Annotated in this window: 15 protein-coding genes; 9 read left to right on the top strand and 6 right to left on the bottom strand. The window is 45.3% G+C overall.

Annotated features, from left to right (window positions below; translation table 11 throughout):
* Positions 1-99: 99 nt before the first annotated feature.
* Both zipA and OX890_RS10070 read right to left on the bottom strand, forming a co-directional pair.
* Positions 100-1,182, bottom strand: coding sequence for a cell division protein ZipA (zipA, locus tag OX890_RS10075; protein ID WP_126491684.1), 1,083 nt, complete (start codon positions 1,180-1,182; stop codon positions 100-102).
* 23 nt (positions 1,183-1,205) lie between these two features.
* The gene (locus OX890_RS10070) at positions 1,206-4,622 is read right to left on the bottom strand and encodes a chromosome segregation protein SMC (protein ID WP_126491683.1); all 3,417 of its coding nucleotides are present in this window, start codon (positions 4,620-4,622) and stop codon (positions 1,206-1,208) included.
* 221 nt (positions 4,623-4,843) lie between these two features.
* Between OX890_RS10070 and cysZ the strand changes: the two genes are divergently transcribed.
* The gene (cysZ, locus tag OX890_RS10065; RefSeq protein WP_006082150.1) at positions 4,844-5,623 is read left to right on the top strand and encodes a sulfate transporter CysZ; all 780 of its coding nucleotides are present in this window, start codon (positions 4,844-4,846) and stop codon (positions 5,621-5,623) included.
* 173 nt (positions 5,624-5,796) lie between these two features.
* Here the strand turns inward: cysZ and OX890_RS10060 are convergent, their stop codons facing one another.
* Positions 5,797-6,918 carry a beta-ketoacyl-ACP synthase III gene (locus tag OX890_RS10060; protein ID WP_012089534.1) on the bottom strand — a complete coding sequence of 374 codons (1,122 nt, stop codon included), beginning with the start codon at positions 6,916-6,918 and terminating at the stop codon, positions 5,797-5,799.
* On the bottom strand, positions 6,915-8,162 hold the full coding sequence (locus OX890_RS10055) for an RDD family protein (RefSeq protein ID WP_126491682.1): 1,248 nt from the start codon (positions 8,160-8,162) through the stop codon (positions 6,915-6,917). Before OX890_RS10055 ends, OX890_RS10060 begins: the two co-directional genes overlap by 4 nt.
* 251 nt (positions 8,163-8,413) lie before the next feature.
* Here OX890_RS10055 and cysK point away from each other — a divergent pair, with 251 nt between their 5' ends.
* The 5 genes from cysK to OX890_RS10030 all read left to right on the top strand — a co-directional run bounded on the left by cysK (position 8,414) and on the right by OX890_RS10030 (position 15,990).
* Positions 8,414-9,382 carry a cysteine synthase A gene (gene cysK / locus OX890_RS10050; RefSeq protein WP_006085400.1) on the top strand — a complete coding sequence of 323 codons (969 nt, stop codon included), beginning with the start codon at positions 8,414-8,416 and terminating at the stop codon, positions 9,380-9,382.
* A 203-nt stretch (positions 9,383-9,585) separates the two neighbouring features.
* Positions 9,586-10,659, top strand: a complete 1,074-nt coding sequence (locus OX890_RS10045; protein WP_107404302.1) for a methyltransferase — start codon at positions 9,586-9,588, stop codon at positions 10,657-10,659.
* Positions 10,660-10,811: 152 nt separating this feature from the next.
* Entirely contained in the window at positions 10,812-11,816 is a 1,005-nt protein-coding gene (locus OX890_RS10040; protein WP_126491680.1) for a TDT family transporter, read from the top strand.
* Positions 11,817-11,998: 182 nt separating this feature from the next.
* Entirely contained in the window at positions 11,999-12,757 is a 759-nt protein-coding gene (locus tag OX890_RS10035) for an IS5-like element ISSod6 family transposase (protein WP_126491679.1), read from the top strand.
* A 581-nt stretch (positions 12,758-13,338) separates the two neighbouring features.
* Complete coding sequence (locus tag OX890_RS10030) at positions 13,339-15,990, top strand: TonB-dependent receptor plug domain-containing protein (RefSeq protein ID WP_107404299.1); 2,652 nt, start codon at positions 13,339-13,341, stop codon at positions 15,988-15,990.
* Between the two features lie 153 nt (positions 15,991-16,143).
* Here OX890_RS10030 and focA read toward each other — a convergent pair whose 3' ends face one another.
* Positions 16,144-17,136 (bottom strand): formate transporter FocA, encoded by a 993-nt coding sequence (gene focA / locus OX890_RS10025; RefSeq protein WP_126491678.1) that lies wholly within the window; start codon positions 17,134-17,136, stop codon positions 16,144-16,146.
* Between the two features lie 1,264 nt (positions 17,137-18,400).
* Between focA and pflB the strand changes: the two genes are divergently transcribed.
* Complete coding sequence (gene pflB, locus OX890_RS10020) at positions 18,401-20,683, top strand: formate C-acetyltransferase (RefSeq protein WP_006082158.1); 2,283 nt, start codon at positions 18,401-18,403, stop codon at positions 20,681-20,683.
* A gap of 63 nt (positions 20,684-20,746) precedes the next feature.
* A complete protein-coding gene (gene pflA / locus OX890_RS10015; RefSeq protein ID WP_063884797.1) occupies positions 20,747-21,487 on the top strand; it encodes a pyruvate formate lyase 1-activating protein in 741 nt (246 codons plus the stop codon).
* A 43-nt stretch (positions 21,488-21,530) separates the two neighbouring features.
* On the opposite strand, the gene yfbV is transcribed toward pflA, so the two are convergent.
* A complete protein-coding gene (gene yfbV, locus OX890_RS10010) occupies positions 21,531-21,974 on the bottom strand; it encodes a terminus macrodomain insulation protein YfbV (RefSeq protein WP_086012247.1) in 444 nt (147 codons plus the stop codon).
* A 141-nt stretch (positions 21,975-22,115) separates the two neighbouring features.
* Here yfbV and ackA point away from each other — a divergent pair, with 141 nt between their 5' ends.
* Complete coding sequence (gene ackA / locus OX890_RS10005) at positions 22,116-23,315, top strand: acetate kinase (protein ID WP_006082161.1); 1,200 nt, start codon at positions 22,116-22,118, stop codon at positions 23,313-23,315.
* Positions 23,316-23,364 lie beyond the last annotated feature (49 nt).

The raw sequence follows: 23,364 nt of genomic DNA, 5'->3' as shown, positions 1-23,364 counted from the left end.
TTTATCCAGAATGCTTTAGATCACAAAAAGTAGATCACAAAAAATGAGGCCGCAATTAGCGGCCTCATCAATATATAAACCGCCAAATTGCGGCGTCGGCTAAGCGTTAGCGCGAATGCGGTGTAAATAATCTTGCTTAGTAAACTCACCCCAAGGCAGACGTTGACCGTCGAGCACCACGGCATCGATCTCCTCAGCGAGTTGGCGCGCAGAGTTAAGCATAATCGAGAAGTTCATTAAGGCATCGCCGTAGCAAGGTAACGTCATGAAAAACACCACACCTTGGGTACTGAACTGCTCCATGTTGTCGGGATCAAACACGCCAGGTTTCAACATGTTAGCAATAGAGAACAAGACTTTACCATTGCCTGCGTTATCCACATGGCGATGAAAAATGTTCATATCGCCATATTTAAAGTTCAAAGTTAAGAAACAAGGCAGTAGTTCAGCGCCGTTCAGCTGTTGGCCATCTTTTGCGACCACATGTAAAACCAGCACGTCGCGTGGCTCACCTAATTCATCTTCAGCGGCTTGTTCAACATGCGCTACTTGTTGATGATCTGTTTCATATTCATTTTCTTCAAACAAGGCAGTTTGCTGCGGCGCGGCACGTAGCGCTTGTTCTTGCTCTGCGGCTTTTTGCGCCACAATAGCAGCATGGGATTGACCCATTTGCGGTACTTGCGTGCCCAAGACGGGCTCTTGGCGCGAGACTTTAGGACCACGGTGTTGCTCTTTTGCCACAGGTGGCTGTAAGCTAAAATCTGGCTGAGCTGGAATAGGTTCGTGTTTCGCTTCTACTTTTAGCTCTGGTTTAAGCCCTTGTTTAAGCCCTTGTTTAAGTTCTGCTTTAAATTCTGGCGATGTCAATTCTTGCGGCTTAGTCTCTAGCTTTACTTCTTGTTTCAAATAAGGATTGGCCGCGGGAGTCTCGTTGTTAGGCGCAAGTTCGCCAGCTTTACGCACTCGCACCGCACCAATACCGTCGGCATCAAATCCTTCGGCATCAATTCGCTTAGGGCTCGACTCACCTTTCTCGGCCTGTTTTTTATAAAAATTGCCCATTGGACTATCTTTCAATGACTTAGGTTGTTGTCTTCTGATAGACCAAAATCCATGCACCAGCACAGCAACTATGGCTATGGCGCCTAAAACAAACAATACTAGTTGCAAATCTTCCATTGGTTACCCTGTCTTTGTTCTAGTTATCCAGCGTCAGCCATCGCCACCGCTTGCTCTATGTCTACCGCGACTATACGAGACACACCGGGCTCGTGCATAGTCACGCCTATAAGTTGATCAGCCATTTCCATGGTTATTTTGTTATGGCTGATATAAATAAACTGTACGCTCTGTGACATTTCTTTCAGTAATCGACAGAAACGTTCTACGTTGGCATCGTCTAATGGCGCATCCACTTCGTCTAGCATACAGAAGGGAGCAGGATTCAGCCTAAAAATTGCGAATACCAATGATAAAGCGGTTAAGGCTTTTTCACCACCCGAAAGAAGATGGATTGTGCTGTTCTTCTTACCTGGCGGCTGCGCCATGATAGTGACGCCGGTTTCCAGCAAATCATCGTCCGTTAACGCTAAGTAAGCTCGACCGCCACCAAACACCTTTGGAAATAAGCGTCCGAGATCCTCATTCACTGAGTCAAATGTCGTCTTAAAGCGGCTTCGGGTTTCTTTGTCTATCTTACGGATCGCTTCCTCTAAGGTCGCCAGTCCCTTATTTAAATCGTCATCTTGATGATCAAGATAGGATTTTCGCTCACTTTGCTGTTCAAATTCTTCGATAGCCGCAAGGTTAATCGCGCCTAAGCGAACAATTTTCTGCCGTATTTGATCTAAATCACTCTGCCACTTGTCAGGCATGCCCTTCGCGGGCAGGTTTCCAAGGATTTCAGACAGAACAATTTGCTGTTCCTGTAAGGCTTCCAGCTGACTATTGGCTTGGCCTTTTATTCCTTCACGACGTAACTTTAACGTGCTCAGGCTTTGAGTCAAGCCCTCAAGCTTACCAAGCTCTTGTTTTTGCTTTATTCCTATACTGTTTAATGCCTCTGTGAGCCCACTTTGCTGCTGACGGACGTTTTTTAAGCCCTGTTGTTGCTCATGTTGTTGCTGCAATAACTGCGTTAACTGCTCAGTTAGCTGCACACTATTCTGTACGCCACTTAATTGGGCGACTTTGGCAAGTTCGGCTAACACTGACTCACGGGTGTGGATAAGTTCATTGACACGCACTTGCTGTAATTCAATTTGTTCGGTACTGACGGCCATGCGCATCGTTACAGCTTGTAAGGCAGAAGCAGTGGTCGATAACTGACGTTCAACCTCAGTAATACGCGCTTTCAATGCTTGATGGCACACGCTATCGGCCTGCGTGTCTTGGGTGAGTTGTCGCTGGATATCTAGACTCCCCTGCAACGCATCATCAAGTTCTGTTTCTTGCCCTACCAATACTTCGCATTGCTCGCTCAAGCGTTCAAGGTCAATCAAGCTCGCGCTTAATGCCGCTTCAAGTTTGCTCTGCTGCTCAGCGCGCGCCTTCACTTGCTCAGTTAAGCCACTAAGCTGCATCGATTTTGTCGCTTTATCCAACTGTAATTGATGCAATTTTTGCGCGCCAGCAGTCAATTGTAGTCTTTGCTGCTGCAAGGTAGCCGCAAGTTCCGTCATCTTATCTTGCTGTAGGTGCAAGGATTGCTGCAAATCGAGGATATTTTGCGCTAACTGGGCTTGCTCTTTGCTGAGCTGCACCAGTGACTGAGCACCCTCTGTCTTAGTGATTAAAAAACCTTGCCCGAGGAGATACCCGTCGGCGGTGACAATCCGCTCATCGGTCTTTAACTCTGGCAGTAGTTGTTTTGCGGCGTGAATATCTTTTGCCCACTTAAGCCCCGCTAACCAAGGGGCAAGATTCACCTTAGCCTGTAAATACTCACTCTGGGTGGATTGCGACGCTAAAGCTTGAAACCCCATTTCGGTTTCAGTGACGCCAACGGGCAAGGTCAACAAGCCATTGAGGGCGAGTTCGGCCGCGGTTTCCCAACCATTTTCAACGGTTAGACTCTGCCATAACTGCGGTTTATCACTTTGCTGTTCCTGCTTAGTCAACCACTGCTCAACCAGCTCATGGCGCGCTTTGGTCGCAGTTAATTGCTGCTGAATGTGCTCGGCACTGTGGCGGGCGTCATCTAAAGCTTGCGTGCTTTCACTAACAAGTTGTTCTTGCTGATGATTAATCTCATCTTGTTGTCTGGTAGCGTCTGTAAGAGACGCAATTTCTTGTTGCAGTGGCGTGATGTTTGAGGCGAGATCGCTGTCCACTAAAGCGATGAGCTGCGCTTGCTGCTCACTGCTTTGCTGTTGTTTATGCTGCAATAATTGCTGTTGATGCGCCAACTGACTGCGGCGCAGTTCAAGCTGTAACTTGTGCTGCGACACATCCACGGCCTGTTGGCGCGCCACTTCGGCCTGCTGCTGACTGCGCTCTATGCTCATTTCCCATTGGGATTGCAGCTCATCCATGATTTCTTGCTGTTCATCATGCTGCGGCCCAAGCTTAGCAAGCTCAAGTTCTAACGCGCTAAGACTCGCTTTATAGCCGTTGAGCTTATCGGTGTTTTGTAGGATCTGCTCTTTCACTTGTGCCAACTGGGTTTCAAGCTGGGCATCACGCTGCTTTTGATTCTGTAACTGTTGCTCTAACTTAGCGATGTCGGTGCCAGTCAGATAATAGGCTTCGACCGCGCGTTGTTCTTGCTCCGCTAATTGGGCGAGTTGCACTTGCAGTTCAGTGGTTTGTAATTCATCGGTTTGCGCCAGCGACTGCGCCGCCGCTTGCTGCACTTCGATGGCGCGGATTTGCTCAGACAGACTCGCCATCTGATCTTGCAACTCTTGATAGCGCATCACGAGGAGTTCAGCATGGGTCTTGCGCTCGGCCTGTTTTAGCTCACGATATTGCTTAGCCGCCTTGGCCTGCTGCGCCAGTTTATCTAACTGTTTGCCGAGTTCACTGCGAATATCGCCTAAACGCTCGAGATTTTCGCGGGTATGGCGGATACGGTTTTCAGTTTCGCGGCGACGTTCTTTATAGCGAGAAATCCCTGCGGCTTCTTCAATAAAAGTGCGCAAGTCTTGGGGTTTAGATTCGATAAGGCGGGAAATGGTGCCCTGCTCAATAATGGCGTAGCTGCGCGGACCAAGGCCTGTGCCCATAAATAAATCGGTAATGTCTTTACGGCGACACTTCTGACCATTAAGAAAATACCAAGACTCACCGTCTCGGCTCACCTGACGCTTAACGGCGATTTCTTCGTAACTTGCATACTGACCCGCGAGTCGACCATCTTTATTTTCAAAAATAAGTTCAACACCCGCCACAGACACAGGTTTTCGTGCGCTTGAGCCGTTAAAGATCACGTCGGCCATCGAATCACCGCGCAGATGTTTCGCCGAACTTTCACCCAATACCCAACGCACGGCATCGATCACATTCGATTTACCGCAGCCATTTGGGCCAATAATGGCGGTTAATGCCTGTAAAAAAGGAATTTTAGTGGGATCGACAAACGACTTAAAGCCGGCAAGTTTTATCTGTTTTAATCTCATGGTGCCAGTTAGCGCGTCTCTGAAGTCTGGCCCGAAAATGAGCCCAGTGGTGCAAATGCATTCTGCTGGCAACTTTAACAAAGCAGGCAGCATTTTGTAACGCTTTTTATTGAATTCATGCGGCTTTTAGCTTGTCATCTGCCCATGAGTTGATCACAATCGCAGTTATCTTTATATCAGGCTGTCTCTCAAGCTGTAGCCCAACTTTTTGGAAAGACGATATGACACAGAAGAAAACCTTGCCCTTCCCAGCTAAAAGCGGCGTTAATTATTTTCTCGATGGCTTTGGTTTAATTACACGTAAAGGCCTGCGCACTTTCGTATTTATTCCCTTGATGATCAACCTGCTGCTGTTTGCGGGCGTCATTTATGTAGCAATAGGCCAGTTGGACGCCATGTTCACTTGGATGAACGCCCAGCTGCCTGACTACTTAAGCTGGTTAAACTTTTTACTTTGGCCGCTCGCAGTGACCACTATGCTGGTGATGCTCGCCTTTGTGTTTAGCTCGGTGATGAACTGGCTCGCCGCCCCCTTTAATGGTCTGTTGGCTGAAAAAGTCGAGCAGCTATTAACTGGCAAGCCGCTGAATACCGGTACTGGCATCGATTTAATCAAAGACTTACCGCGTATCCTTGGGCGTGAGTGGATCAAACTCAAGTACTATCTGCCCCGCGCATTGGTGTTTTTATTGCTGTTTTTAGTGCCTATGGTGGGCCAAACGCTGGCGCCAATCTTATGGTTCCTGTTCAGCGCTTGGATGATGGCAATTCAGTACTGCGATTATCCCTTCGATAACCACAAGGTCAGTTTTAAAGATATGCGCTTTGCCTTGAATCAAACCCGTGGCACCAGTTTTAGCTTTGGCGCCACTGTGACGCTATTTTCGATGATCCCCATCGTCAACTTTATCGTGATGCCTGTGGCGATTTGTGGCGCAACGGCGATGTGGGTCGACAAGTATCGTGAAGCCTACCGCAATCATGCAATAGCACCAGAATAATTAACGATACAAATACTTATCTAAAATGATGTGGGTTTGATATTGATTCCTGCAACATAAAAACAGCCTCAATTGAGGCTGTTTTTATTGATAGGCTTTTTATTAAAAAATTTTCTATGGATAGATTTTTTATTGATAAAGATCGCAGAACAATCTGCGATGCCAAGTTCAGCTTAGCACTTCTGCAAAATCACACTGCCGATGGAATATCCCGCGCCAAAGGAGCTTAACAAGCCTAAATCACCCGCTTTAAAGTCGCTAGAATACTTGTGAAATGCAATCACAGAACCCGCGGATGCGGTATTGGCGTACTCGTCTAATACGACAGGCGCTTGTTCCGCTGACACATCATCCCCAAGCAGCTTTCTCACCACGAACTGATTCATGTTGATGTTCGCTTGATGCAACCACAGACGCTTAAAAGACTGCGGCGTTAACGCTTGTTCGGCCAGATGTTCATCCAAATGTTGGTAAATCATCGGTAGCAGCTCTTTAAACACTTTGCGCCCTTGTTGGTGGAACAGTTTATCGGCCTGATGGGCAGCACTGGGATCGCAGCGATTCAAGAAACCAAAATTACTGCGAATATTATTCGAGTAATCAGTAAAACAGCGGCTTGAGAGAATTTTAAACACATTGTCAGATTGAGCTAGGCTTTGCTCTTCCAGTACCAGTGCGGTCGCGACATCACCAAAGATAAAATGGCTGTCACGGTCGCGATAATTCACCTGCGCCGAACAAATCTCAGGGTTGATGACGAGCACTCTTGAAGCTGAGCCCGTAGCAATCGCATTAGCAGCGGCAACTATTGCAAAGGTTGCCGATGAACACGCCACTTGCATGTCGTAACCATAGCCACGCGTACCGAGCGCACGTTGAATTTCAATTGCCATCGCAGGATACGCACGCTGAGTATAAGCACAGGCAACAATCACCAGATCAATCTGTTCGGCTTTGAGATTGGCATTGTTAAGTGCCATCAATGCGGCTTCAACCCCAATTTCAGCCTGCATAGATAACTCGTCGCTACTGCGCTCTGGAATTAACGGCATCATGACTTCGGGATCGAGAATGCCCTCTTTCACCATCACATACCTGTGTTTGATGCCCGAGGCCTTTTCAATAAATTCGCTCGAGGAATAGGACAAAGCCGCGACATGGCCTTGCTCGATTAAGCCTGCATTTTCAAGATTGTAAATATCCACATAAGCATTGAAGCTCTCAACTAAGGCTTCATTAGAAATACTGTGGGGCGGCGTAAATAAGCCACTCCCCGAAATCACGACCTGTTTCATAGGTGCTCCGAACGGGTGCTTGTTGTAAGGTGAGCAGAGGCGGCATCATCACTCGTAAGCGCGGGCGCTAACTCACTTTGCCCCTGTACTTGCTGCTCTAATCGTTGCTTTTTATGCATTTGTGCTAAGTCTATCACGACTGTTGAAGATATTTTATCTTGGATCCCCTGCCGATTGGCATCCCAAAATATTTGCATAAAGCCAAGTAAGCCAGTGGTGAAGCCTGCGGCGTAACCACCATAACGGCCAAAGGCGGCCCATAAACTGATTTTAGCGCCATCGAGCTGGATCACCCGAATGCCAAGCATCTTCTTGCCTAAGGTTTGACCATCAAACCGCGCGGTAAAAACGGTAAAGTAAAACGCCGCCCAACCAAAGCCCAGCCCCATATCACTCATAAAACCTTTGACCCAAGCGATAACACTGTGGGTTGTAGATTCCTCTTCATCATCGGCGCTTTTCACTCTTGTGCTTGGCGAAGGTACTGTTTTGGTTGTGTCTGTCGTTTCGGTTACTTTTGCTGCATTAGCCACAACACCTTGCGCGGGATCAGTTGGTTCACTGGTTCCAATGGCTTGTGTCGACTTGAGCGGCTCAGACTGAGTATCAGGCATTTGCAACTCAGCTTGGGGCGCGATAACTGGCCACAAGGTGCCATCAAGGACTTCCGTCTGGAGCTTTTCGCTGTCTGCGGCAGACAAACTACTGTTGGCGATGGCGCTAAGGACTATCTCCCGTCGCTCAATCTCTGTCATGCCCTTTGATGCTGAAGCGTTTTCTATCACCTCGCGCAGGGATTGAACTTGAGTTTTACCACAAGCGTAATTATCACAAAGGCTCAACGAAATGATGGCTGGAAGCGAGGTAATAATTTGTTTACCCAATGCAGCCCCCTCGACTGCCTGCTCATTATCGGTATTGTTTGAGCCATTAACATTAAGCAGGTTATCGGCGGTCGTGAGCAACATAAAAGCTAACATTGCGGCATAAAGTCCCCATTTGAGTAAACGACCCAATTGATGACTGCGTTTCTCAATATAAATGATACCGACCACCAGCAATACAAACATCCAATCCATCTGCTCCGCTAACACTGTGATCAGTAAACCATCAATCAACATGGCTAAAGCACGTTTTAAGGGCGCCGCCAATGGCGTATAAAGTACAGTGTCTGCAATGGTAAAAGCATGGGGAGTCACCATAGTTTTTGGGTCTTTGCCCAAATCCGTTTGCTGTTGTTTCATGTTTGCGTCTTGTCCGATACGAGTGATAGGCTTGTTTTACGATTGACACATCAAGAAGTTATCCTTGCGAATGCAACAATCTTTTTTATGTTAGCAAGAGGTTAACACAGTTAAACTGGCTGCCAATCAGGGTTTGCGAATAACAGCACATCCTTTAATAACCAAATCGAATAAAGAAGAACAAACAATCACTTCTAAAAGCGCCACAGCAGATTATGATTCAGTAGTGCCAACATAGGAGCAAGCAATCCATGAGCAAAATTTTCGAAGACAATTCATATACTATTGGTAATACCCCGCTAGTACGTTTAAACCGTGTTAGCCAAGGTAAAGTGCTGGCCAAAGTCGAAGCGCGTAACCCAAGTTTCAGTGTTAAATGCCGTATCGGTGCCAATATGATTTGGGATGCCGAGAAAAAGGGTCTACTGACTAAAGACCACGAGCTGATTGAGCCGACGTCTGGCAACACAGGTATTGCGCTGGCGTATGTTGCCGCGGCCCGTGGTTATAAGCTTACCCTAACGATGCCAAATACCATGAGTTTAGAGCGTCGTAAGCTGCTCAAAGCCCTTGGCGCAAATCTCGTGCTAACAGAAGGCGCGAAAGGCATGAAAGGTGCGATTGATAAAGCGGAAGAAATCCGTCAATCGGCTCCTGAAAAATACATTTTATTACAGCAGTTTAATAACCCTGCTAACCCTGAAATCCATGAAAAAACCACAGGTCCAGAAATCTGGAATGATACCGATGGCGAAGTGGATGTGTTTGTTGCAGGTGTAGGTACGGGCGGTACAATTACAGGTGTGAGCCGTTACTTGAAAAAAGTGGCAGGTAAAACCATTACCTCAGTGGCGGTTGAGCCTGCAGATTCTCCTGTGATTGCGCAAACCTTAGCAGGTTTACCGGTACAACCTGGACCACATAAAATCCAAGGTATTGGCGCAGGCTTTATCCCTGGTAACTTAGATTTAGAGTTGATTGACCGCGTAGAAGCTGTCACTAACGATGAAGCCATCGACATGGCCCGCCGCTTAATGCAAGAAGAAGGCATTTTAGTGGGTATTTCATCAGGTGCCGCCGTTGTTGCCGCAAACCGCATCGCTGAATTACCAGAATTTGCGGGTAAAACCATTGTGGTGATTTTGCCATCGGCTGCCGAACGTTACTTATCTTCAGTCTTGTTCCAAGGCCAATTCGGCGACGAAGAAAACATTCAATAATCGACGTTGGATTCCCCTTTAAAATACCCAGCCTTTGCTGGGTATTTTTATTTTTGACATTGCATTAATTAGATCCCGGCTGCAGAGCGTAAACAAGTTCTAGCTCAAGTTTGGATGCAGCTCATAGTTCTCAGTATCACCAGTAGCATTAGCGACTCAGTGAGTTATAAAGAACGGATATTCTCGCCAATTTATTCCTTTTTATGCCTTTTTACCGCACTCCAAGTCATATCAGCGCCTTTAATGCTAAATTTGAAGCGCAAAAAATCGCCTTTGGCCCCATTAGTTTCCAAGTCGCCCACTGCCTGCTCAAATTCGATGTGTTAGCGCAAATAGATAACGCGGCTGAACGTGGGATCACTGCGGCCGAGTTAAGCCAATCGACACCACTGAGCGAGTACGCCCTTGGAGTCTTGCTGGATATGGGGCTCAGCATGGGGCTCGTTTGGCAGCATGAGTCTGGCTATGTACTCGACAAAACGGGGCACTTTTTACTCCATGACGACATGGCCGCCATCAACCTTAACTTTGTGCAGGACGTTTGTTATCAAGGCCTTTTTAGCCTTGATACCGCACTACTCGAAGGAAAGGCCGCAGGACTCAAGGTTTTCGGTGACTGGGATACTATCTACCCTGCCTTGAAGGATTTACCGCCCAAAGCGAAACAGAGCTGGTTTGCCTTCGATCATTACTATTCGGATCATGCCTTTCCACAGCTTCTGCCGTTAGTGTTCGCCCATAAGCCAAGCCATTTAGTGGATATAGGCGGCAACACGGGGAAATGGGCGCTGAGCTGCTGTGACTATGATGCCAACATTGAAGTCACGATCATGGATTACCCAGGACAACTTGAAGTGGCGACGCAAAATGCCATCGCACGGGGCGTTGCCGCGCGAGTCCATACCTTTGCCACCGATCTGCTGGACGACACCCTGCCCTTTGTCGATGGCGCCGATACTTACTGGATGAGCCAGTTTCTAGATTGCTTTTCAACAAGCCAGATCCTGAGCATTTTACAACGCACGGCAAAGGCAATGACGCCAAACAGCCAACTCTTTATCGTCGAAACCTTTTGGGATAGACAGCCATCGGCCGCCTCTGCCTACTGCGTAAATGCCACTAGCCTCTATTTCAGCGCCATGGCCAATGGCAATAGCCGCATGTATCACTCTAAGGATTTATTGGCCCTGCTTCACCAAGCGGGACTGTATGTGGATGAAGATACAGACAATCTTGGCCTAGGGCACACGCTACTGCGCTGTAAACTCAAACCTTAAGTTTAATGGCAACCTTTAAGTAAAGAAAATTTACTTAATGAATAAAATTAATCAAATTTATTTATCATTGATACCCACAGTACACTGAGGACATCAAAACAGCGCCCCAAAAAAGCGATGTTAAGCATTGTCAGTATTGAGAGGTATTCAACATGACTTCAAAACGCAAACGCTGGACATCCCACGCAGCTAAACTTCCCAGCCCTATGGCAGGGCTAGCACTTGCCATTGCCAGCTTAGGTTGGACATGGGAGAACATGACACCTTCACTTAATGGCGCAGGACAACTCACAGGCGCCATCATCGCCTCTGTGTTGCTGTTACTGCTTATGGGTAAGTTTATGCTGCATCCGACTATTCTAAAGGACGAACTCAGCCACCCAGTGATTGGTAGCGTGATCCCCACCTTCGCCATGGGGCTGATGGTCGTGTCTAAAACACTCGGCGATTATTTCCCCCAAGCTGGCTTAACCCTGTGGTTAGTGGCCATAGGTATACATGTGCTCTTCTTAAGCGCGTTTATCTACTACCGCGCCATCGATTTTAAACTCGAGCATATGGTACCAAGCTGGTTCGTGCCACCGATTGGCATCATAGTCGCGGCGGTGTCTTTCCCTGTATCTGACTACCAATGGCTAGCAAACGCCATTTTGGTTTTTGGGATGTTAGCTTACTTAGTCATGCTGCCTTTAATGCTCTATCGCCTCATTTTCTGTCAGGCGATACCTGATGCCGCTAAACCAACCATTGCCATTCTCGCGGCGCCCGCCAGTTTATCACTCGCTGGCTATCTGACCGTTTGCGAGCAGGCGTCAATTCCCTTAGTAGCCTTACTGCTGAGCATCGCCATTTTGATGACCAGCATCATCTACTTGGCCTTCTTTCACCTGTTAAAGCTGCCCTTTAGCCCAGGATACGCCGCCTTTACCTTCCCAATGGTTATCGGTGCTACCGCGCTCTTTAAAACCGCCGCTTGGTTAACCCAGTTCAACAACATGGGTGAATTAGCGGTATGGATAAAATACCTCGCAGAGTTCGAGCTTGTGATCGCCACCTTAGTGGTTGTCTATGTCGCTCTACGCTATTTAGGACACTATTTTCCAGTACGCTTTAAAGCGATAGAACTAATAAACAGAATAGAACCAAGTAAAAATTAATCCTCTATTTTATACACTCTGTACACATTAATTAGAAAAACCTACCAATACTCAAAAGAAGATGAATATCGATTCATCTTCTTTTGAGTAACTAGGGTCTGTTGATCTTTCTAGAGTGATTTTTAGACAGCATGGCAAGACGTTATAATTTGCTTCGCCAAAAGTAACCATAACCTCAAGCCATGCCAAGACTTATACTAACCGATGCACGCTGGGAAAAGCTATTTCATTTAATGAAAAGCACAGGCCGTGTTTATGACAAACCTGAACATAGACAAACATTCGAAGGTATTCTTTACCGCCTTAGAACAGGTATCCCTTGGCGAGATTTACCTAAAGAGTTCGGTCATTGGAGCACGGTCTTTAGACGGTTTCATTTATGGTCTAAGAAAGGCGTTCTAGCACATTTATTCAAGGCCTTAGCCAACCTTGCTGATATAGAATGGGTCTTTATTGATGGCTCGATAGTGCGGGCTCACCAGCACAGTGCAGGTGCAGCGACGCTAAATAATGAGAGTATTGGTAAAAGTCGAGGCGGTAATTCAACCAAAATTCACTTAGCCGTCGACAGCGGAGGATTACCGATTTATTTCGAATTATCAGAAGGCCAAAAACACGATATTACACACGCCCCCAGCTTAATTGAGCACCTGAAGCAGGTTGATACCGTCATTGCAGATAAAGGTTATGACAGCGATGCTTTTCGTGAACTTATCGCAAATAAAGGCGGGAAATCTGTTATTCCAAGGCGCCGCTATAAGAATACACCTCAAGAAAGAGTCGATTGGTGCTTATATCGGTATCGACATTTAGTGGAGAATGCTTTTGGAAGAATTAAACACTATCGAGCAATATCAACAAGGTATGACAAGCTAGCAAGAAATTACGCCAGTATGGTGTCACTGGCGTTTATGTTAATGTGGCTACCGATGTATTGCTGAACAACATTTGTACAGCAAAGATCAACAGACCCTAGAATATTAAAAAAAAACCTCAAAAATCTGTTCAATTTCAAACCAAACCTATCCTAGGTCTTCTAAAAAAGTGCACATTTAAGAGAATAAACCATCTAACTTAAACAGCATGAAATCCTATATATAAAGTTAAGCTGCACAAGCAAACCTGAAGAGATACGGAATGACGAACTAAATAAGCAAAATTTCCTATTTTCTCTATAAAAATAATAAAAAAGTATGATTTAACCAAAATCAAATTAAAACGAAATACAAACAATTGATAAAAACAAATTAACCAAATAAAAACAAATTTAACATAAAAAATCACAACCGGTACTAAGTAGCCATCATTAACGGCATTAATGATGCACAAACCCTTTGAAAAAAAACATTTAGCATCAACATTTACAAATTCCAAACAATTTAAGTAACATTTATAATGTTGCACTTGTTATTTCCTTGTGGTTATATCTTGAACCTAATTAAAAGTGACACTTATTGGTTACAAAAGTGACTTTTAATAAAATAAGAATTAAACAAAAAAACAAATGTTAAGGGAGAATAGAATGCGCGCAAAATCTACATTAGCTAAAGCAGTTCGCTTTGCGTTAATCGGCGGAGCTGCTACAGCGGCATTATCAACTTCAGCAGTATTTGCTGCTGAAGACGGTGCAAAAGTTGAACGTATTGAAGTAACCGGTTCTCGTATTCAAAGAACCGATATGGAATCAGCATTACCTGTTACGGTTTTATCAGCTGAAGATATTGCTAAAACAGGCTTGAGTGACGTTTCTGCAGTATTAGCTCAGATGCCATTTAACACCGCGGGAAGTTTTATTAGTGACGCAGGAAGCTCAGCAAGTAACCATGCAAGTTCAGGCATGCGCGGATTAGGCTCTAACCGTACGTTAACATTAATTAACGGGCGTCGCATCGCTCCATCTGCAACGTTTGGTGGTGATTCAACCAACCTTAACTTAATCCCTATGGATGCAATTGAGCGTATCGAAATTTTACGTGATGGTGCATCAGCCATTTATGGTTCAGACGCTATCGGTGGTGTAATTAACATCATTCTTAAAAAGACATTCGATGGCTTAGCATTCGATGCAAAATTCGGTAGCCCAACACAAGGCGGCCGTGATGAAAAATCTGCATCTATTACATTTGGTAAAACTGATGACAAAGGTAGTAGTTTAGTTGTTATAGAACATAAAGCATTTGATCCTCTGCAAGGTGGACAACGTCCTCATATAACTGCTAACTGGGACAAAAAATATGGTCGCAGTGGTTTGTATGCCCCAGAAGGAACATATCGTCCAGTAGCGTCTCGCCCAGGAAAAGGCGCAGATGGAACATTTGATGACCCTGTTTACACGGGATTACAAGTCCCAGGTAAAGACTGCCCTACTGATAGAGTAATTACCACTAAAGATGGCTCAGCCTGTGGATTTAGTCATTTTGATGGCACAGATTACTTACCTGAGCAAACTAAAGACTCTATTTTCTCAAATATGACTCATCGTATTACTGATGAGCTAGAATGGTTTGGTCAAGCAATTGTAATGCGTGATAAATCAACCACATCTTCAACAGCATTATGGACTCCTAATCTATATATGGCTGCTGATAACAAGTTAAATCCAACATATGGCACAGCTCAAGCGTCAGAGGTTCAAGCCTATCACCGCTTAAAAGGTGTAGCTGATCGCAAAACAGAATTCGACTCAAATGTAGTCGATATCGTTACTGGCTTGAATCTTGAATTAGATGCAGGTTCATTAAGCTGGTATGTTCAATATTCTGACCAAGTCGTTAATATCGAAACGGACTCTTATGTCTTTGAAGATAAATTACAAGAAGCTGTAGATAAAGAACTGTATAACCCTTTTGTGGAAGGTGGAAATGCAACACAGGCAACCTTAGATACATTTTTGCATACAGCAACACGTAAAGCGACATCGAACACAACTGGTACAGGTTTATCTTGGGCAGCCTTAGCACCAATAGCATTACCTGGTGGCGATTTAGGCTATGCCGTCGGTGTTGAATATCAAAAAATGGAGTACAAAGATACTCGTGATGCACAACAAGCAGCAGGCAATGTACTAGGTACTTATGGTGGTGATTCAGCAGGTGACAGAAGCTATAAAGCGGCATTTGTTGAGTTAGAGCTTCCAGTTCTAGAAAATTTAAACGTTAAACTTGCTAGTCGATATGACCAATACAGTCTTCCTGATGTCGGCCAATTATCAAGCTCAATTAACGTGCGCTATGAAGTGCTTGATAACTTAGTATTGCGTGGTTCTTATGGACAAGGCTTTAGAGCACCGTCTTTAGACGACTTACTCGGTGAGCCAGCAACAAGTTACGATTCAATAACTGATACGACTCTGTGCCAGAGCTTGCCTGCTGATCAACAAGCTGGTAACAAAGCATGTGAAGATAACCAGTATTTACGTAAAAGTTCAGGTAATAAAGATTTAGATCCAGAGAAATCTGCTCAATACTCATTCGGTGCAGTATGGAATATCACCGAAAATATTGATTTGGTTGTTGATTACTACAATATTGAAATTACTGACCAAGTAAGTTATATCGATGCTCAAACTATTGTCGACTTAGAAGCGACTGCTGGTTTAGGTGCATACGATCCAAACTATATTTATGTAAAACGTAAAGCTGATGGCACAATCGATCAAATTGGTGCTGGCAACATTAACATGGATGGCGTACAAACCTCAGGTCTTGATGTCTCTTTTACGTCCAAATACGATCTAGGCACTATGGGCGAGCTGAAGTTCGCAGTTGAGGGTACATATGCACTTGAATATTCTGAGCAAGCTAGTCCAATTGCACAACGCTATGATGTTTTAGGTACTAAAGGTTATCCACCACTGCGTTTCAATACTACATTTAGCTACGCTATTGACGATTTCTCAGCGTCTTTAATCGCTAAATATATTGATTCTTATGATGGTGAAACACCACAACAGCAGGAAGCCGGCACTAATAAGCAAGACTTCTCTTCGTTTACAACTTGGGATATGACACTTAACTATGACTTCAACAATTATGGAAAAGTCACTGTAGGTGCACGTAACTTATTTGATGCAATGCCAACTGTAAACTATAGTTTAGGATATCCTGGGTACGACACAGATACACACAACATCTTAGGTCGTGTAGTATTTGCTGGATACAAAGTTAAGTTCTAATATCTCATTTCTCAATTAGAACCTAATCAAAAAACGGCATCTTCGGATGCCGTTTTTATTTGCTTCATTTACGCAGCCCAGTAGATAAGCATAAAAAATGCCCAACTATTTGCTGGGCATTTTCTTATCGTTCAACGGGTCATTTAAAACATTCTAGGAATGCTTCGTCAGCTTAATTTCACTCGCATGTTGAGGTTTTTCGTTATGTGAATGGGGTGCAGAAAAGTGCTCATGGTGAGCTTTGTGTGGATCGCTTGACGTCGTTTTACCCTGCTCTATCCACCAATAACCTAAACCCACAATCACACCGCCGCCGACAATATTGCCAAGGGTGACTGGGATTAAGTTGTTGAATATAAAGTTAGTCACGGTTAAATCGGCAAACTGCTCTTGAGTCACACCTAAAGATGTGAAGAATTCTGGGCTGGCGATAGATTGGATCATCATGCCCATAGGCACCATAAACAGGTTAGCGATACTGTGTTCAAAACCGCTGCTGACGAACATGGCCACGGGTAAGATCAACAGTAGGGATTTAGTCAACACATCACGGCTGGCGAAGGTCATCCACACGCCTAAACACACTAACATGTTACATAAAATGCCTAAGCTAAAAGCTTGGATCCAAGTGTGATGCAGTTTGTGTTGCGCCACTTTAAGGGCATTTAATCCCCAGTTACCACCATCGAGTTCATACATGCCTGCGGCTGTGATCAAGCAAACCATCAGTATAGCGCCGACAAAATTGCCCGCATAAACCCGGCACCAACACTTGAGTAATTCAGCGCCAGAGACTTGTTTTTGTGCCCAGGCGACGGTACTGAGTACTGAACTGGTAAACAGCTCGCCGCCGCAAACAACCACTAAAATCAGGCCTAAACTAAAGGCTATCCCCCCAACGAAGCGAACTAAGCCCCAAGACGCATCGCCAGCACCTGTGGTCACAGTGAGATAAAATACAAAGGCTAAGGCGATGAAGGCGCCAGCAAACACAGCCAGGCCAAAGGATTGCCAAGGCGCTTTAACCACTTTGCTAGTACCGTAAATTTCCGCCTGATTGTAACAACTAAAGTGCGCTGAAACCTGTGGCGCTTCGTGGGCACTGTTAGTCACCGTTGGGGTTGATGATGGATTTGGGCTTTTCATTGCATGACTCCAACTTCAGATAAACAGACTTGAATGCGTAGCATATATCTCTCCTGCAGCGCCGTTGCGCAGATAGCACGAATCAAAACCGAGATGTTGATTTGCTGAAAATGATGATTCACTAAAGTCTCGCTTTGTACCATACAACGCGCTAATGCTGTGAAGTAGATATTGCTAAAGCGTGATGTTATTCACACCAAAAATGTGAAAACTTTGAAGCCAAAAACACAAAAGGTTAATTGGTCTTACCAATGATGATCAATTTTAGCCACCAGAATGACATGCTATTTAGGTTGTCCATAACACCAAAATGGCTCGTATCCAGCTAATTCAACTCTCAAGTACACTCGTTATCAAACTCGCTATCAAACGGTTCACTAAATCAGCTTCAGTAAACTCAGCTCTACTCAGTCGTGAAGCATTGATTAGGCAGTAAAGCATAGATGTGGCAATCGATTGACTCGCACACTTCAATATCCACTGGATTGGCTCCGCCAGCGCCCCACGCCTCAGTATTGGCAGTTTAGCCCAGCAGCAAGCGACAACATGCCTGATGAGTAGTAAAAGCCTTGCTCAGCCACTCTTTTATGATTTTTAGCGGAATTCAGGCGTTACCGTTTGACCAGTGGGGATAACCTTATACCATTCCCTAAAGGTCAACAAGATTAGCGAATAAACTACAATTAATACAAATAGCTAACAAGGAGCTTGTTTCTACGTCACGAACACAACAGCCACTGCCATACCCTGTTTATCCGGCTATCACTCAACCCCAGCAAAAATCAATCGATGCGAGGATAGATTTCTCCCAGATAAAGGGGGACAGTAAATGACAACAACCATAGGTTTATTGATTTAGGAAGTCATAGGTTTGAATGTCACACCAAGTTGAAAAGCGTGCTGTATTCCTAATTGTGGTAAAAAAATGCTACCTAGCTAGCAAATTTGGGATTAAGCGAGCACAAACCAATCCGTTTAAGATGCGATAGCGGCAGACCTATGTTAATATGCTTGTGGGCAATTGGTCTTACCAATTACAAAAGAGATTGATCGGTAGCCGATAATCAAAGTAAGCGAATATTTGTCATCTTATCGGGTATCAATAGACAGACTTTTGGAGTGACAGCACTTCAAAGTCCAGTTCCCATCATAGGGCGTCATCATGAAGGGAGCTTTATTTCAGGAATTAGCTATTGGCTTATACTCAGCATCGCTTCACGCTGATCGCCAATAACCTTTATCTCAACCAGAAGGTATTAGTACGATGACCGAAAAAACTGAACTGTTTGCCAACGCATGGGAAGGCTTTACCCCTGGCGATTGGAAATCTGAAGTCAATGTACGTGACTTTATCCAACAAAACTACGCGCCTTTTGAAGGCGACGAATCATTCCTTGCCGGTGCCACCGAAGCAACCACAACCCTGTGGGATAAAGTCATGGAAGGCATCAAACAGGAAAACCGTACCCACGCGCCTGTTGATTTCGATACTAAGATGGTTTCTACCATCACTTCCCACGACGCTGGCTACATCAACAAAGAATTAGAAACTATCGTTGGCTTACAAACAGATGCACCGCTAAAACGCGCTATGTTGCCTAACGGTGGTATCCGTATGGTGGAAAGCTCATGCGCCGCCTACGACCGCGTGCTAGATGAAGACGTTAAATACATCTATTCAGAACTGCGTAAAACCCATAACCAAGGTGTGTTCGATGTTTACACCCCAGAAATTATGGCTTGCCGTAAATCAGGTATTTTAACCGGTTTACCAGATGCTTATGGCCGTGGCCGTATCATTGGTGACTATCGCCGTGTGGCACTTTACGGTATCGATTACCTGATGAAAGATAAGTTTGCCCAATTCACTTCACTGCAAGCGCAGTTCGAAGCGGGTGAAGAATTATCAAATGTTATCCAATTACGTGAAGAAATCGCTGAGCAACACCGTGCACTAGGTCAAATGAAGAAAATGGCTGCCAAATATGGCTGCGATATTTCTCGCCCAGCAACCACTGCACAAGAAGCAATTCAATGGACTTACTTCGGTTACTTAGCCGCAGTGAAAAGCCAAAACGGCGCGGCGATGTCATTAGGCCGTACCTCTTCATTCCTCGACATCTATATTGAACGCGATCTGAAAAATGGCACCTTAACTGAGCAACAAGCTCAGGAAATGATTGACCATTTCGTGATGAAACTGCGTATGGTACGTTTCCTACGTACTCCAGAATACGATGAATTGTTCTCTGGCGACCCAATTTGGGCGACTGAGTCAATCGGCGGTATGGGCTTAGATGGCCGTACGTTAGTGACTAAATCAAGCTTCCGTTTCTTGAACACCCTTTACACTATGGGTCCAAGTCCAGAGCCAAACATCACAGTATTGTGGTCAGATAAACTGCCCATCGGCTTCAAAAAATATTGCGCCAAAGTGTCTATTGACACTAGCTCAATCCAATATGAAAACGATGACCTAATGCGTCCAGATTTCCAATCAGACGACTATGCTATTGCCTGTTGTGTAAGCCCAATGGTTGTGGGTAAACATATGCAGTTCTTCGGTGCCCGCGCCAACTTAGCTAAAACTATGTTGTATGCGATTAACGGCGGCGTTGACGAAAAGCTGAAAATCCAAGTTGCCCCTAAAGCCGACCCTATCACTGACGCCGTATTAAACTACGACGACGTGATGAATCGCTTAGACGGTTTAATGGATTGGTTAGCGACTCAATATGTCACAGCACTGAACTCAATTCACTTCATGCACGACAAGTACTCCTACGAAGCGGCGCTAATGGCACTGCACGACAGAGACGTACGTCGCACTATGGCTTGTGGTATTGCGGGTCTGTCTATCGCAGCCGACTCACTGTCAGCCATCAAATTCGCCACAGTAAAACCTGTTCGTGATGAAAACGGCATTGCAGTTGATTTCGAAATCAGCGGTGACTATCCAAAATTTGGTAACAACGACCCACGTGTTGATGATATCGCCTGTGACTTAGTTGAACGTTTTATGGCGAAAATTCGCGACCGTAAAATGTATCGCAATGCGATCCCAACTCAGTCAATTCTGACCATCACCTCAAACGTGGTTTATGGTAAGAAAACCGGTAACACACCAGATGGTCGTCGTTCAGGTGCGCCATTTGCACCGGGTGCAAACCCTATGCATGGCCGTGATGAAAAAGGCGCAATCGCTTCTTTAACCTCAGTGGCAAAACTCCCATTTGCCCACGCTCAAGACGGTATCTCTTATACCTTCTCAATCGTGCCAAATGCACTGGGTAAAGATGATGATGCTCGCCGTACCAACTTAGCGGCATTGATGGACGGATACTTCGACCACAATGACAAAAAAGAAGGTGGCCAACACTTGAACGTCAACGTGATGAACCGCGAGATGCTCGAAGATGCCGTTAAGCATCCAGACAAGTATCCACAGCTGACCATCCGTGTTTCTGGCTACGCAGTGCGCTTCAACTCACTGACGCCAGAGCAGCAACAAGATGTGATCACGCGTACATTCACCAAAGGTCTGTAAGCTAAATTAGTCAAGGCTGTAGTACACTGTGCTACAGCCTCACTTATTTTAACAGGAGTCACAATGGCAGTTATCGGTCGGATCCACTCAGTGGAATCCTTTGGCACAGTCGATGGTCCAGGCATACGGTTTATCACCTTTATGCAAGGCTGTTTAATGCGCTGCCAGTATTGCCACAACCGTGACACTTGGGATCTTGATGGCGGAAAAGAAGTGCTGGTCGATGAGTTAATGAGTCAAATCATCAGCTATCGGCCTTTTCTCGATGCCAGCAATGGTGGTGTTACGGCCAGTGGTGGTGAAGCCATTTTACAGGCAGAATTCGTCGCCGAATTATTCACAGCCTGTCAGCAAGAAGGTATTCATACCTGTTTAGATACCAATGGTTTTGTACGTAAGTATACGCCAGTGATTGATGAGTTACTCGACCACACTGACTTGGTCCTGCTCGACATCAAACACATGGACGATGAAAAACATATTGAGTTAACTAAAGTCAGCAACCATAGAACACTGCAATTTGCGCAGTATTTGGCAGAGCGTAATCAAGCAACTTGGATACGGTATGTGGTGGTGGGCGGATTTACCGACGATGAAGCATCGGCATTACAACTGGCCGAGTTTATCAAGCCCATGAAAAACATTGAAAAGGTAGAATTGCTACCCTATCACGAATTAGGTAAACACAAGTGGGAAGCCATGGGCGAAAGCTATCAACTCGATGGTATATCACCACCGAGCCGAGAAACCATGGAAAAGATCAAAGCCGTATTTGTTGGGCAAGGGATTAACGCGATTTATTAATCCACAGTAATAGAAAGCCAACACGGATAACAGCGGCAACGGCCTAAAGTTCTTCCCAATAACTGGCATCTAAACGCTCAAAGGCTATTTTTAAAATCAGTGCCATATCGAGATAACAGGCTTTAGCGCCTAAGGTGTGGCAATTGATACCCATGGACGACAACTTCGCACTCAACTGGTTACTCCAGTCGAACAGCGTTAACGGTAATGGATGGCGCGCTCGCCAACCTAACCACAGCAGCCCCTGTAACGGTAAGCTGATGAAAAATAAACCGAGAGTGACAGCTTGGGGCAGAAATGCCCAACCGTGAATATACAGCTGGCTCATACTCACAAAAAACGCCAACACTGGCATCACCAGAATGGCGAGCTGAGTAGCTCGGACAACCCGATACTCAGGGAAATAAAAACCCAGTTGTCTAACCATAGGCCAAGTCTTCATATATTGATGACCATCACCTAAGGTTTTGAGGATCTTAATGCTCAATTTTAGACACCAACTACAATGGAATACTGCTTTTACCATAGCACAATCTGGCGAATCGCCCCAAGACTGTTATGGTAAAAACACCGCAGGTCCTAATTTTTTTGAATCGTTATATTAAACACAATGGCAAAGGGTTTACACATGTCAAATAATCTGGTTTTAGTTCTCAATTGCGGTAGCTCTTCTCTCAAATTTGCCGTCATTGACGCGCAAACAGGTGACGATCAAATTTCTGGCTTAGCCGAATGTTTTGGTTTAGAAGACTCGCGCATTAAATGGAAAATCAACGGCGAAAAACATGAAGCGGCCTTAGGCGCATTTACGGCTCACCGTGAAGCAGTTGAATACATTGTTAATAAAATCCTTGCGGAACAGCCTGAATTAGCAGCGAAAATTCAAGCCGTTGGCCACCGTATCGTTCACGGCGGTGAAAAGTTCACTCGCTCTGTGATCATCGACGAAAGCGTGATCAAAGGTATCGAAGATTGTGCTTCACTCGCACCCCTGCACAATCCTGCTCACCTTATTGGCATCCGCGCGGCCATTGCCTCTTTCCCTAAATTGCCACAGGTTGCCGTATTCGATACCGCATTCCACCAAAGCATGCCAGACAGAGCTTATGTCTACGCCCTGCCTTACAAGTTATACCGCGAACACGGTATCCGTCGTTATGGCATGCATGGCACGAGTCATTTATTCGTTAGCCGTGAAGCGGCAAAAATGCTCAACAAGCCCATTGAAGAAACTAACGTTATCTGTGCTCACCTAGGCAACGGCGCGTCAGTAACTGCCATCAAAGGCGGCAAAAGTGTCGACACTTCTATGGGTTTAACCCCATTAGAAGGTTTGGTCATGGGCACACGTTGTGGCGATATTGACCCTTCAATCATCTATCACTTAGTTCATCAACTGGGTTACACCTTAGAAGAAGTGAATAACCTGATGAACAAGCAAAGTGGTCTACTGGGTATTTCCGAGCTGACTAACGATTGCCGCGGAATCGAAGAAGGTTACGCCGACGGTCATAAAGGCGCGACCTTAGCCTTAGAAATCTTCTGCTACCGTTTAGCCAAATACATCGCCTCTTACACTGTGCCACTGGGCCGTTTAGATGCCGTCGTCTTCACCGGCGGCATTGGTGAAAACTCAGACTTAATCCGCGAAAAAGTGCTCAACATGCTGGAAATCTTCAATTTCCATGTCGATAGCGAACGCAACAAAGCGGCGCGTTTCGGTAAGAAAGGCATCATCACTCAAGATAAAGGCACGATTGCCATGGTGATCCCAACGAACGAAGAATGGGTTATCGCCGAAGATTCAATTAAACTGATCAACAAATAAAAATGACCTAAGCCGTTTGCTAACCCAAACGGCTTCACGCTTTACACAG

Origin of the sequence: Shewanella sp. DAU305 (assembly GCF_026802235.1) — a bacterium.
GTDB lineage: Bacteria > Pseudomonadota > Gammaproteobacteria > Enterobacterales > Shewanellaceae > Shewanella > Shewanella baltica.
The sequence above is the reverse complement of the archived record's forward strand: the minus strand, read 5'-3'. Positions and strand labels throughout refer to the sequence as shown.

Coding starts and splice junctions, on each gene's coding strand:
- OX890_RS10060 (WP_012089534.1), bottom strand. CDS start 6,918: ATGAAACAGGTCGTGATTTCGGGGAGTGGCTTATTTACGCCGCCCCAC.
- focA (WP_126491678.1), bottom strand. CDS start 17,136: ATGAAAAGCCCAAATCCATCATCAACCCCAACGGTGACTAACAGTGCC.
- cysZ (WP_006082150.1), top strand. CDS start 4,844: ATGACACAGAAGAAAACCTTGCCCTTCCCAGCTAAAAGCGGCGTTAAT.
- OX890_RS10040 (WP_126491680.1), top strand. CDS start 10,812: ATGACTTCAAAACGCAAACGCTGGACATCCCACGCAGCTAAACTTCCC.
- OX890_RS10070 (WP_126491683.1), bottom strand. CDS start 4,622: ATGAGATTAAAACAGATAAAACTTGCCGGCTTTAAGTCGTTTGTCGAT.
- cysK (WP_006085400.1), top strand. CDS start 8,414: ATGAGCAAAATTTTCGAAGACAATTCATATACTATTGGTAATACCCCG.
- OX890_RS10035 (WP_126491679.1), top strand. CDS start 11,999: ATGCCAAGACTTATACTAACCGATGCACGCTGGGAAAAGCTATTTCAT.
- zipA (WP_126491684.1), bottom strand. CDS start 1,182: ATGGAAGATTTGCAACTAGTATTGTTTGTTTTAGGCGCCATAGCCATA.
- pflA (WP_063884797.1), top strand. CDS start 20,747: ATGGCAGTTATCGGTCGGATCCACTCAGTGGAATCCTTTGGCACAGTC.
- OX890_RS10045 (WP_107404302.1), top strand. CDS start 9,586: ATGCCTTTTTACCGCACTCCAAGTCATATCAGCGCCTTTAATGCTAAA.
- ackA (WP_006082161.1), top strand. CDS start 22,116: ATGTCAAATAATCTGGTTTTAGTTCTCAATTGCGGTAGCTCTTCTCTC.
- OX890_RS10055 (WP_126491682.1), bottom strand. CDS start 8,162: ATGAAACAACAGCAAACGGATTTGGGCAAAGACCCAAAAACTATGGTG.
- OX890_RS10030 (WP_107404299.1), top strand. CDS start 13,339: ATGCGCGCAAAATCTACATTAGCTAAAGCAGTTCGCTTTGCGTTAATC.
- pflB (WP_006082158.1), top strand. CDS start 18,401: ATGACCGAAAAAACTGAACTGTTTGCCAACGCATGGGAAGGCTTTACC.